This is a genomic window from Butyrivibrio sp. YAB3001, assembly GCF_900112195.1.
GTDB lineage: Bacteria > Bacillota > Clostridia > Lachnospirales > Lachnospiraceae > Butyrivibrio.
Window position 1 is genome coordinate 1 of record NZ_FOKR01000040.1, and the last position, 11,899, is coordinate 11,899.

Here is an 11,899-nt window from a genome sequence, read left to right on the forward strand (position 1 = left end):
CTATGCTGAATCAGCACTACATGTTTCCAAAACAGTTGGAGATTTGGCTGGACCCTGCGGATTTGCAGTGTGCATGGGAATCAGTAGACTTCTTTATGGAAAGTTCGGTGAAAAAGTTGATCTGACAATTTTCATGATGGCATCCGGAGTAATGTGCCTTATGTGTTATCTGGTTGCCGGACTGGCAAATATACCATGGGTTGGATTGATTGGATGTGCATTATGCGGATTTTCTGTAGGTATAATGTGGCCAGGTTCAATTAGTATATCATCACAGATACTTCCAACTGGAGGTACAGCAATGTTTGCACTTCTAGCGCTCGCAGGAGATTTAGGGGGAGCAATGGGCCCTGCTATTATTGGAAGTATATCTGAAAAAGCGGCTAATAATTTGCAGGCAGGAGTATTGGCAGGTATAGGTTTTCCTATCATTTTAGTAATTTCAGTGTTCTATATTCGAAATAAGTATCGATAGATATTCAAATTGGTGGAAGTAATATAGCAGGCAATATCGTCATATTATAACCATAGGTACTAACTATTCTGGTAGTATGATTATTCAATATTTCATAATGATGATTACTCTTTTAACGAGCTGCAGGTAGTAAAGGTCGCCAATGAATTCAATGATCCTGAACTTCTCAATAAAGTTTGGGTATATGATGATGGCATAGTTAAGGGAATGATACATCTGGAGGGAAAAGAAATTTCGGAATTATATGTAGATTACTTTTTTTGGAACCAAGGCATAGGAGCCCAATTGATAGAGTTCGCAAAAGAAAAATATGATAGCAGATTCCTATGGACGCTGGAGAAGAACAAAGAAGCTATTCATTTTTACAAGGCACATGGATTTAATCTCAACGAAAAAAGACAATTAGAAGAAGGCACACCTTAATATATCGTGATGCTAGAGCGAGACTGAAACTAGGATTATTTTTTAAAGAAATAACAAAGTTGCCACCAACCGCATACAGTAGCCCTGAGCTTCCGTCAAAGAGCAGAAAATCGTTATTGCTTATGACGAGCACGTGTCAACTGGTTATTTATGCGTTTTTTTTAGTTGTTCACGATATTCTGTAGGTGTTAGTCCATAATTTTTTTTGAATAGATAATAAAAATAAGATATGTTCTGAAAACCGCAAGCTTTGCTTATAATTGCAAATGAATTGTTTGAACAATCCATTTCATGTATCGCATGACGAAGACGGAGTTTGTTGATGTATTCTTTTACGGTCACTGAAGTATTCTTTTTGATAATGCGATGGATATAGCTTTCTGATACACCGCAGCATTCAGCAATTTGGCTGACATTTTGCAGAGTGGTATAGTTTGCGTCAATATAGTTTATGATTCTTTGGGCGCTGGATGTTTTGACATCACTAACAAATAAGCTGCTATCAGCGCAGTATTTCTTTTGAAATTTAGAGAGATCTATCAGTATTTGTGCAAGAAGCAAGTAGGATGACTCAGAAGTATGGCTCATAGCCTTATTCCAAGTAAGAAGTTTTTTTCTGTAATCTGCAGGAATGAAGATTATTGGTGTTTTAAAGCATGTTAAGTATGTGGAAACAATGTTTGGCTGAAAATATCTATCCAAATACTGCTTTTAAAAATGAATGCAGAGACCTGAGTAATCAGTATTTCCTTCACTGCGATGAGAAATATTGCTTTCAAATAGACATGCAAATCCTTCTTTCACAAGATGTGTGGTATTGCCAATAGTAACAGTTCTTTCTCCGGAAAGCAGTATATATATTTCATAATGGGTATGGTGATGCGAATAAGGCATAGACCATCCTTTTTTTGTTTCTTCATAGGACATTTCAAAGTTTTCATATACAAATGTTCGTTTATCTGCCATGGTATCTTTCTCCTTGTATTCATTGTATTCATTGTAGCAATGAGTTCAGAATAGCTCAATCAAAAAAATAATAGGTTCAGAATAGTGTATTTCATCATGAAAAGTAAAAGACTTATGATATAGCCAGAATATTTAAGATGGAGGCTATTTCGATGCGAAAAGAATTAATTAACGCAGCAGATAAATATCAAATGAATTGGATAGAGGGAGCTACCGAATGGGGAACAGTAAAGATACCATCACAGATTTCAGTTGATGTATGCTGTCAGGATGAAGAGGATATTATTACAGAGAAATATCTTTTTACTAATATCAGTGATAAGCCGCTTTTTACATCTCTTACGGATATTGGTATTTACACACCTTTTAATGATGATTATTGTGGTTCTGATATTTGTACAAAAATGCGTTGCCACACACATATATATTGTGGAGGAGAGATGTCTTATGTAATGGCTCTTCGCATGGGAGGTGAACCCCCTCACTTGGGGTTGGTACTGACAAAAGGCAGTCTTGCCGGATATAGTGTGGAGAGAGACCTTTCTCGTATCAGTAATGACAGGGGCGATTTTATTATGCATCCAACACCTCAGGTACTGAATCCGGGGGAGTCCTTTGAAATCGAATGGAAACTTTTCTGGCATCAGGGGAAAGAGGATTTTTATCAAAAGATTAATCAGATAAATCCCAGATATGTGGATGTACAGGCAGATCAATATGTTGTATTTGAAGGGGAAGATATAAAGATTTATGTGGATGGTGAAGAAAAACTTTATCAGAAATCTGAAAAACAAGGAGTACATACATTTTGCTTTGAAAAAAATGGGGTAAATGCTAAGTGTGCAGTTAATGTATTACCTGCGTTTCAGGAGCTTATAAAAAATCGAGTAACATATATTGCGGAAAAACAACAGCTTCATAAAGAAAATTGTCCCTTGGATGGTGCATATTTAATCTATGATACAAAAGAAAAACATATCTATTACCGGGCAGAGAATGATTACAACGGGGGACGTGAACGTGTCGGAATGGGTGTGCTGATGGCGGCCTATTTGCAAAGATTTTACGATGAAAAACTGATGGATAGTTTGAATCGGTATCTAGCATATGTGGAAAGGGAATTATATGATGATGAACATTCTTTAGTAGCCAATGATTACGGATATGACAATCATTTTCAGAGATTATATAACTATCCGTGGATGAGTTTGCTTTTCATAGAAGTATATCAATTGAAAAAAGATATAGACTACCTATACAAGGCATATAAGGTGATGAAATCATTCTATGAGCAGGGTGGTGATCATTTTTATGCAATTGCAATTCCGTTGGAGAAGCTTATGAAAAATCTATGGGTAGAAAAGATGTATGCGGAATATGAGGAACTACTTCAATATTTTCGTAATCATTGTGATACTTTCATGAAAAATGACATTTTGTATCCTGCTCATGAAGTTAATTATGAGCAAAGCATTGTTGCACCGGCGGCAAATCTATTATTGGAAATGTATTTGCTTACAGGAGAAGAAAAATACAAAGATGCCGGAAAGCGTCAATTGGAAATTTTAGAGTTGTTTAATGCTCGTCAACCGCATTATCTTCAGTATGAGGTTGCAATTCGTCATTGGGATGGTTATTGGTTCGGTAAAAAGAGGCAGTATGGTGATACGTATCCGCATTACTGGAGTGCTCTTACAGGAAATGCTTATAGATTGTGGTATCGCATTAGCAAGGATGAACAGTATGATAAGATGTCGGAAGCTTCTTTGAGAGGTGTGCTCAGTTTGTTTTTTGCGGATGGCAGTGCCAGCTGTGCGTATGTATTTCCGGTAACAGTAAATGGTGAGCCGGGGCAGCGATATGATGATTACGCGAATGATCAGGATTGGGGAATGTATTTTTATTTGGTTTCGCAGTGCCATTCATTTCAATAGCTACAGGTATGATGAACCAGACAATCAATTAATGAAACGTTGAGAGTGGTTTATATTTCAGTTTAAAATGGTTGTTATTTGCTTCACAAGCGGTGCATAATCTGTATAAAAATTCAGTATTGAGAATGATCAAGTCAGATTAATTCTGCTTGACAAAATCTTTGGTCATTCTGATAATAGAAAAATATCAACTGAATGGCTATAATAATCATAAAGAAAGCAACGTACGGCATAGTTATTGTAATTGTTTTATGAGCCGATATAGATGATGAGGAGGTGTTTATTATGTTGAAAGAAATAGCATACACAATAAGACCCGACAAATCAGAAGAGTTTCTTAAGAAGCTATACGCTACGGCACCAAGTAAAGAAGATTGGGAAAGAATAAAGAAAGAGTCTGAAGTACTTGATAAAGAACGACTTGATGCTTTGTTCGAGGACGATGGTAAATGATATTTGAATGGACATCCTTGAACAATGTCACTTCTGATATTGTTGATAAATTTGACTGTGGAGAGGAAACCTTTAATGATTTTCTTAAAGAACAGGCTAAAACATGGATGTCAGAAGGATATGCTGTTACATATGTTGCGGTTGATAAGAATGAATTAGAGGCAGGTAATGTCCAGCGTATTTATGGCTATGCCGCCGTTAATTCCACAGGATTGTTATACAAGAATGCAGATAAGAATAAGTATCTATCTTGTGCCGAAATAAGAATGTTTGCTGTGGCAAGATCATTGCGAGGAAAAGAAGCTGTTGATTTAGATGGTGTGAGATACAGCTACAAACTTTTTCAGGCATTGATGCAAGAGCTGTATTTTATATCGACTACATATATCGGTTTTTGTGCAGTTACCTTAAATGCAAATGATACGGGGCTTGGATTGTATAAGAAATTTGGCTTTATACAGTCTGATCAGTATATTCCGCCTGATGAAGAGGAAAAAATCGATATTGAGAATTGTACACCATTGATATTCTCTTTCATGGATGTAAATGCATTGGTAACATTATTTTCATAGTGATTTAAAGATATGAGGAGTTTCGAGATACGAAGCTCCTTTTTTCGTGGATTCTATCTAGACAAGTGCCCATATAGTTATGATTCATTATAATGACCTCAGAAGGAGGTACATTACCTATGATGAATCAGGAAACTATTAACTTTATCTTGCAGAGAATGGTAGTATTTCTGGACAATGCTCAGATGCTCAAGCTAAAGGATATCCTGGACGAGATAGCCAGGCAGGAAGACACAACCCTGTTGACGAAGAGTTCTGAGGAGCTTCTGGAAATGTTCCTCGCTACCAAGAGACTGGAGGGCAGGTCGGAAAACACACTTTTTCTCTACCGCTTCAATATAGGAAAAATGCTTGAAAAAGCCGAGAAGAATGTTTGTGTCATGAATACTGATGATGTACGCAGCTATTTGTCTTCTTATCAGGAAAACAATGGTGTGAGCAAAGCCACAGTAGATAACGTAAGAAGAACTCTGTCCAGCTTCTTCAGATGGCTAGAAGATGAAAACTATATTTTCAAGAGTCCAATGCGCAGAATCCACAAGATAAAAACATCAGTTACGGTTAAGGAAACGTATTCGGATGAGGAACTGGAACGTCTACGGGATGAATGCAAAGCTCTCAGAAACCTTGCCATAATAGATATGCTAAACTCTACAGGGGTGCGCGTTAGCGAACTTGTTAATCTCGATATTGATGATATCGATTTTGAAGAGCGTGAGTGCGTTGTTCTGGGAAAAGGCGATAAAGAACGCATAGTCTATTTTGATGCAAGAACAAAGATACACCTTCAAAAGTATCTGAAGATGCGAAATGATCCAAATCCAGCACTGTTTGTCAGTACAAAGAACCCGCATCACAGATTAAAAGCGGGTGGAGTGGAAATAATGCTAAAGAAGATGGGGGATAAGACCAATGTAACCCACTGTTATCCACATAAGTTCCGAAGGACTATGGCTACAACTGCAATTGATAAAGGTATGCCGGTAGAACAGGTACAGAAATTACTTGGTCATGATCAGATCGATACGACCATGCAGTATGCTATGGTTAAGCAGAGCAATGTGAAGATTTCTCATAAGAGATATATAGGATAGCGTATATAAATTTGGCGTCACACAATTGTGGCGCCCTTTCTCTTCCTGTATATATTATACCACAGATAAACACTGTATTTAAAACCTTGCAGTATGACATTGGCATCTGGGCATGGATGTATATATATTGCTATGGTAATATTATGGCATATGGTTCTTTTTTACGGAATCATATGCCATTTTTATGTTGTTTGGAGTAATACAGGTATGAAAGAACGCTTTATAGGTGAAATAATAAAAGAACGCCGTAAAGAACTACACCTTACACAGGCGCGGCTGTGCGAAGGAATATGCGAACCAACAACTATTTCAAGGCTGGAAAATAATGAGCAGACACCATCACGCAATACAGTGAGGGCATTACTGCAGAGGCTTGGTTTACCAGATGACAGATGGTATTTTGCTGCAGTTACCGGAAAAGAGTTGGAGCTTGATAGGCTTCATAATGAGATAATTTCCTACAATATACTATATGAAAAGGCTGATGCAGAGGAAAAAGCTTCAATTAGGGAAAAAGCAATTGCTGCTCACAATGAGTTGGAAAAAATAAGTGATAAGGATGATTCCATTTCGCAGCAGCTTCTTGCTAGATCCAAGGTTATCATTGGGAAAGAAAATGGTGAGTACACTAAAGAAGAAAAGCTTTCTCTTTTGACAGATGCGCTGAAAATAACTCAACCAGGATTTGATATTAGTAAGATAGATTCCGAATTATTCGATTATGATGAGGTTAAGCTTATCAATCATATAGCTATTGCCTATTCGGACTTGGGTGAGCATGATGAGGCATTAAATATCTGGAAGCAGTTGCTTATCAATTTAGAACGAAGATTTGACAAGATTGTTCCAGTGAGGACGCAGCATACTTTGATCCTTGTTGGATACTCCCGCGAACTGGGAATAACAGGTAAGTATGCGGAAGCAATTGAATATGCACAGCAAGGAGTTGACATCTGTCTGAAGTATGGCGTTTACCAAAATCTTCCAGCATTACTCATGATTCTGGCTGAATGCTTTTATCAAGTTGGTTATACAGAGAAAAGTAAAGAACTGTTTACAGAATCATTTTACCTTTGCAAAGTTGTCAAGGATGAAGTCAATAAGAATATAGCGGCAGATAGCTTAAAAGAATATTTCCAAATACAGATAAACTAAAGGATATGAAAATATCGTATTGTGAAAAACTTTCATGATACGATATTTTTTTATAAGATCATTTTCTCTATACTTAAGTAATGCGTAATGTGAATAGAGCAGACTAAATGATTTTTGGGAAGTTCTTCTATGGAAAAAATACAGAAAATGATATCCGAAGCGTGGGCATTGTTTGATGATGAAAAATATGAAGATGCGCGGAAGTTGTATCACAATTGCTATGAAACTATGTCCAAAGATAATCTGGAGACAGAATCATCCATTTTGATGGGACTTATTTATGTAGAAGCTTTTTCTAAAAACTATGAATTGGCGAGGAATTATGCAAAAAAGCTTATTAGTATTACATTGAATGAGGACGATAGACACATATATCTACATCAACTTGGAATGGTTGAGAGGATGGCAGAGAACTACGAGACTGCATTGGCTATTTTTGCTGATGAAGAAAGTATAATAAAAACAGCTTTTCCAAATGGATATGATAAACTCTCAGCCAATATGTATGAACAAGGATATATAAATTACAAAATTGGAAAGTTTTCTGTGGCAAAAGAACTAATGGAAACAGCTGTAATCCTGGCTGAGCAATCTGATGATCCTATATGTAAGGCTTGCGCATATAGAGGCATGGGAGAAACATTATCATCTTTAGATTTTGGCGATAAGGCAAAAACATATTACGCAAAAGCCATCGAAGAGTTTAGGCAAGCAGGGGATATGAAAGGAGCTCAGGAAGTTGAGGAAATAATGAAATGATGAGATTGCTGGAATTCTATACATTGGAGTCCTTGGATTTTTCGAAGTTAATGGAAGTTTATCGTGAAAGTAATGAGGATAATGTTTCATATTTTTATCCAGAAGAGACTGATCTAGATAAGGGACGTCATCTTGTGGAACAGAAGTTCTATGATTATTTGAAAACTGGTTTTTACAATAAACCGGGAAATAGATATTATGTCCTTGAAGACAATGGGGAATGGCTATCAGCTATCCGTCTTTTTCCCGTAGAAGGCAAAGAAAATACTTTTTTTGCTGAAGCACTTGAGACTATGCCCTCTCAAAGGAGAAAGGGTTATGCAAGAAAAATGATGGAACTGTTATTTGAAAAACTTGGAAGTGAAGGTTTTTTCGAAATAACAGACACTGTAAATAAGAGTAACGAGGCCTCTTTGCGGTTCCACTTAAACTGCGGATTTGAAATATTTAAAGATCCAGCATGCTGTGTGCTGAACGGGAATGTAGATGAAAAAGCCTTTACCATGCGCTATGTGGGGAATTTAGTAGCAGTAACATCGGATATTGAAAAATATGCTGCATTTGCACGTAAGATTAACGCAGACAGAGATTATTCGCAGCCACTCCTAGATTCCAGTAAAAATGCTTAAAATATCTTAACAATCTGTATATAAAGAATGGCTTTTTGCTTTGTTTGGAAAAAGGTATGATAGTTCATAAGCTGTCAGAAATATAGGATATTGGAGGAAGATGTTATGGCATCATGGATGGTACATTTAAGAATTGCGGATATGCTCCTTGATAGGGTTAAAGATCTGGATGAAACTTTTTTTGTGGTTGGAAATATAGCACCTGATAGTGGAGTCCCAAACGAAAATTGGTCTGCGTTTACACCATCAGGAGATGTGTCGCATTTTAAACCAAAGGGCACAGATAAGAGAAATATAGATATTGACAGGTATGTTAGTAAGTATTTTACAAAAGATTTAATAAAGAATTACTCTAATAAAGAATTCTCATTCTTTTTAGGATACCTGACACATCTTTTGACAGATGTTGAGTGGGCCAAGATGGCGCGTGGCCCGTGGGGATGCAGTGAGGAAAACGCTGCCAGAGAAGGCATGTCTCTTAATGATTATATCTGGAAGAATAAGGAAGACTGGTATGATCTTGATTTTCTTTATTTGGAACAACATCCTGATTTCAGGGCGTTTCATATTTATGAAGATGCAAGAGATATTAAAAATGAATTTATGAAAGAATTTCCGGTCGATGCCTTTGAAGACAGGCAGGAGTATATTTGCGGCTTTTATCACAGTGACAATCATGGCGATCTTCACAGAAATTATCAGTATCTTACAAAAGAGATGTCGGACAAATTTGTCGATGGTGCTGTAGAGACAATAATGACGATAATTAAACCGATGATTGGATGAGGCGACAAGAATCACTCTTTTATTATGTTCCAGGATAATTTTTTTGAAAGGAAAAACATGAGTAGTCAATTAACCAATGTCATTTTTGTTAGACACGCTCAATCCGTATATGGTGAAGATGATAGGATCAGACCGCTAACGGAAGAAGGCCTTGTTGACAGAAAAATAGTACTTGAGACGCTTAACGGAAGGACAATTGATGCCTTCTTATGTAGTCCATATAAAAGAAGTATCGATACGATAAAGCCTGCAGCAGATTTCTTTGGAAAACAAATTGAAAAAGATGAGAGATTAAGAGAAAGGAAAGCAGGTAGTTTTGAGGCTGTACTTCTTGAAAAGCGATGGGAAGACTTTTTCTTTGCTGAAGAAGGTGGAGAGAATCTAAAATCCGTACAGGATCGAAATATGGATGCATTTGCGGAATTTCTTTGTGAGTACGAAGGAAAGACAATCGTTATAGGGACTCATGGTACTGCACTTAGTACAATCCTTAATTATTATAATCGGGATTTTGGAGTAAAAGACTTTTTGAGAATTGTTAACTGGATGCCCTATATTATTGAAATGAAATTTGAAGGGAACCGGTTACTTGGCATTTCAGAACTATCATATGTAGATAAAAGTAAAGGAATATAGGTTGAAAATATAATGAGGATAAGAGGAAACTGATAAAAATGGATATTCGAGAAGCTGATATAACTGATATTCTGGAAATCCTCCGATTGATAGAAGCTTCCTATACACCATATAGAGATTTAATAAAAGATATCGACATTCCGGAATATTCCTATGAGGAAATACATGAATTATTAGCGGAGTCTCAAAGCGATATATGGATCGCGGTGGAAAAAGGCAAAATAGTCGGTATGGCTGCAGGAACGGAATTCGGACCATGTTCATATCATCTTAAAATGATGTTTGTTATAGGGGAGAGCCAGCATAGAGGCGTTGGAAGTGCTCTTTTGGAGTCATTTGAAAAGCGAGGAATTGAACGTCATTATTCCCTTTTAACAGCAAATTACCTGGATTGGGCAAAGTGGAGCGGATTATTTTATAAAAAGCATGGGTACAGGGAATATGTTGCGGAAGATGAAAAAACATGTCCGGATATTAAGAAACAGGCTGAGTTTTTGCGAAAAATCGGGAAGCTTAATAATGGTGATAAACATCTAATTTGGAAAATGAAATCATAAAAACGAGCTATGATGAGGTCACTGGAGACATAGGTGAACATATTAACTTTCAGTATATCTGATGAAAGGGGAAAAATTTTTATAATGGCCTACACAATGACGCATATATTGATTGCAGAAAAGGTTCTAGAATATGCCAATTGGCCTATTGATTATGCCACATATATAGTAGGAACAATTGCACCTGATGCAGTTCATGCAAATCATAATTATTCAAGGGGATTGAAAGAAAAAAGCCATATTTTTGCGGAAGGACTAAAATGGGGAGAGGTAACAAGAGAAAACGAACTGGACGAATGGCTTGATAGCATAAAGGAATTTTATAAAAATAATTATTTTAAGTATGATAGAGATTTTTTTCTAGGGTACATAGTTCATGTTCTTGCAGATATATGCAGTTGTAGAGAAATATATGCCCCTTTTTACAAATCATTAACACAAGATGAAATGGAAGAGAAGAAAAAGCAGTTTTCTCTTGAAAGTTATTGTGTAAATTACTATTTATTCCGCGAATATTCCAAGAGCAAAAACTTGGTGGATGTACTTAAAGGAGGCAGATCTTATTCGATATCGGGCGTCTATGATGATTCAGTATTCGAAAACAGAATTAAACAATTATTTGATTTTGAGTTTAAAAGCTGGGATATAGAATCAATTGATAAGAATAGTATCTGCACGATTGAGAACACTATGGCACTGATTGAAAAAGCTCCCCAAATAATAAAGAACGTATTTATTGATGATTTTTATAGTAGCCAAGAAGAATTGGCTATCGAAGCATGATTTTCTGATTCGCAAAAATAATAAAATTTTAAATTTGCGAAATAAACAAAAATACTGATAGTCGATAATATCGGAAAAAAATATGTTTGACAATCTGGTCTAGTCAGACTAGACTATAAATATAGTTTAGTCTGACTAGACCAGGAGGAAACGGGTATGGAACTTGAACTTGGGGCAATTCAACTTAAGTTTGCAGAGCTTGTGTGGGAAAATGAACCTATACCATCAGGGGAGTTGGTAAAGCTTTGTGAGACAAGATTTATGTGGAAAAAATCAACCACATACACTGTAATAAAAACATTATGCGAAAAGGGACTTATTCAGAATAACAATGGAATAGTCTCATCTATTATTTCTAGAGAGCAGTTTTATTCTGCAAAGAGTGAAAAGTTCGTTGACGATACTTTTCAGGGGTCTTTACCTGCGTTCATTGCAGCATTTACCACAAACAAAAAATTAACAACAAAAGACATTGATGAAATTCAAAAGATGATTGATCAGGCAAAGGAGGAAAAATGATGGATACCATATTCTTGACGCTCCTAAGCTTATGCTTGCCTGCAAGTATTCTGATCATAATAGCTATCCTTTTCAGATTTGTATTTAAGAAGGCGCCCAAATGGCTTATGGGGGTAATGTGGACTATTGTAGCACTGCGACTTATTATTCCATTTCAG

The 11,899-nt window shown here is 36.4% G+C and carries 16 protein-coding genes; 14 read left to right on the plus strand and 2 right to left on the minus strand.

Going from position 1 to position 11,899, the window contains the following annotated elements:
- On the plus strand, nucleotides 1-475 hold a 475-nt coding region (locus BM086_RS20005; RefSeq protein ID WP_141107699.1), incomplete at its 5' end, for an MFS transporter.
- A 120-nt stretch (nucleotides 476-595) separates the two neighbouring features.
- Entirely contained in the window at nucleotides 596-898 is a 303-nt protein-coding gene (locus tag BM086_RS21305) for a GNAT family N-acetyltransferase (RefSeq protein ID WP_255367899.1), read from the plus strand.
- A gap of 144 nt (nucleotides 899-1,042) precedes the next feature.
- On the opposite strand, the gene BM086_RS20015 is transcribed toward BM086_RS21305, so the two are convergent.
- Together BM086_RS20015 and BM086_RS20020 are read right to left on the minus strand one after the other, a co-directional pair.
- Entirely contained in the window at nucleotides 1,043-1,600 is a 558-nt protein-coding gene (locus tag BM086_RS20015) for a helix-turn-helix domain-containing protein (protein ID WP_092332127.1), read from the minus strand.
- A 9-nt stretch (nucleotides 1,601-1,609) separates the two neighbouring features.
- A complete protein-coding gene (locus tag BM086_RS20020; RefSeq protein WP_092332131.1) occupies nucleotides 1,610-1,864 on the minus strand; it encodes a cupin domain-containing protein in 255 nt (84 codons plus the stop codon).
- A 152-nt stretch (nucleotides 1,865-2,016) separates the two neighbouring features.
- Between BM086_RS20020 and BM086_RS20025 the strand changes: the two genes are divergently transcribed.
- From BM086_RS20025 to BM086_RS20075, 12 genes are all read left to right on the plus strand, one after another.
- On the plus strand, nucleotides 2,017-3,798 hold the full coding sequence (locus BM086_RS20025) for a hypothetical protein (RefSeq protein WP_092332135.1): 1,782 nt from the start codon (nucleotides 2,017-2,019) through the stop codon (nucleotides 3,796-3,798).
- A 285-nt stretch (nucleotides 3,799-4,083) separates the two neighbouring features.
- Complete coding sequence (locus BM086_RS21175) at nucleotides 4,084-4,251, plus strand: hypothetical protein (RefSeq protein ID WP_175560404.1); 168 nt, start codon at nucleotides 4,084-4,086, stop codon at nucleotides 4,249-4,251.
- Nucleotides 4,248-4,823 carry a hypothetical protein gene (locus BM086_RS20030; protein ID WP_092332139.1) on the plus strand — a complete coding sequence of 192 codons (576 nt, stop codon included), beginning with the start codon at nucleotides 4,248-4,250 and terminating at the stop codon, nucleotides 4,821-4,823. Before BM086_RS21175 ends, BM086_RS20030 begins: the two co-directional genes overlap by 4 nt.
- A 122-nt stretch (nucleotides 4,824-4,945) precedes the next feature.
- Nucleotides 4,946-5,917: a site-specific tyrosine recombinase/integron integrase gene (xerA, locus tag BM086_RS20035; RefSeq protein ID WP_092332178.1), complete on the plus strand. Its 972-nt coding sequence runs from the start codon at nucleotides 4,946-4,948 to the stop codon at nucleotides 5,915-5,917.
- Between the two features lie 207 nt (nucleotides 5,918-6,124).
- The gene (locus tag BM086_RS20040) at nucleotides 6,125-7,072 is read left to right on the plus strand and encodes a helix-turn-helix domain-containing protein (RefSeq protein ID WP_175560405.1); all 948 of its coding nucleotides are present in this window, start codon (nucleotides 6,125-6,127) and stop codon (nucleotides 7,070-7,072) included.
- Between the two features lie 129 nt (nucleotides 7,073-7,201).
- Nucleotides 7,202-7,831, plus strand: a complete 630-nt coding sequence (locus BM086_RS20045) for a hypothetical protein (protein ID WP_092332147.1) — start codon at nucleotides 7,202-7,204, stop codon at nucleotides 7,829-7,831.
- Nucleotides 7,828-8,460, plus strand: coding sequence for a GNAT family N-acetyltransferase (locus BM086_RS20050; RefSeq protein ID WP_092332151.1), 633 nt, complete (start codon nucleotides 7,828-7,830; stop codon nucleotides 8,458-8,460). The genes BM086_RS20045 and BM086_RS20050 overlap by 4 nt, the downstream gene beginning before the upstream one ends.
- A 105-nt stretch (nucleotides 8,461-8,565) precedes the next feature.
- Entirely contained in the window at nucleotides 8,566-9,246 is a 681-nt protein-coding gene (locus BM086_RS20055) for a zinc dependent phospholipase C family protein (RefSeq protein ID WP_092332155.1), read from the plus strand.
- A gap of 57 nt (nucleotides 9,247-9,303) precedes the next feature.
- Entirely contained in the window at nucleotides 9,304-9,882 is a 579-nt protein-coding gene (locus BM086_RS20060; RefSeq protein ID WP_092332183.1) for a histidine phosphatase family protein, read from the plus strand.
- Between the two features lie 38 nt (nucleotides 9,883-9,920).
- Entirely contained in the window at nucleotides 9,921-10,439 is a 519-nt protein-coding gene (locus BM086_RS20065; protein ID WP_092332158.1) for a GNAT family N-acetyltransferase, read from the plus strand.
- Nucleotides 10,440-10,472: 33 nt separating this feature from the next.
- Nucleotides 10,473-11,222: a zinc dependent phospholipase C family protein gene (locus tag BM086_RS20070; RefSeq protein WP_092332162.1), complete on the plus strand. Its 750-nt coding sequence runs from the start codon at nucleotides 10,473-10,475 to the stop codon at nucleotides 11,220-11,222.
- 156 nt (nucleotides 11,223-11,378) lie between these two features.
- A complete protein-coding gene (locus tag BM086_RS20075) occupies nucleotides 11,379-11,741 on the plus strand; it encodes a BlaI/MecI/CopY family transcriptional regulator (protein WP_092332165.1) in 363 nt (120 codons plus the stop codon).
- The last annotated feature ends 158 nt before the right edge of the window (nucleotides 11,742-11,899 follow it).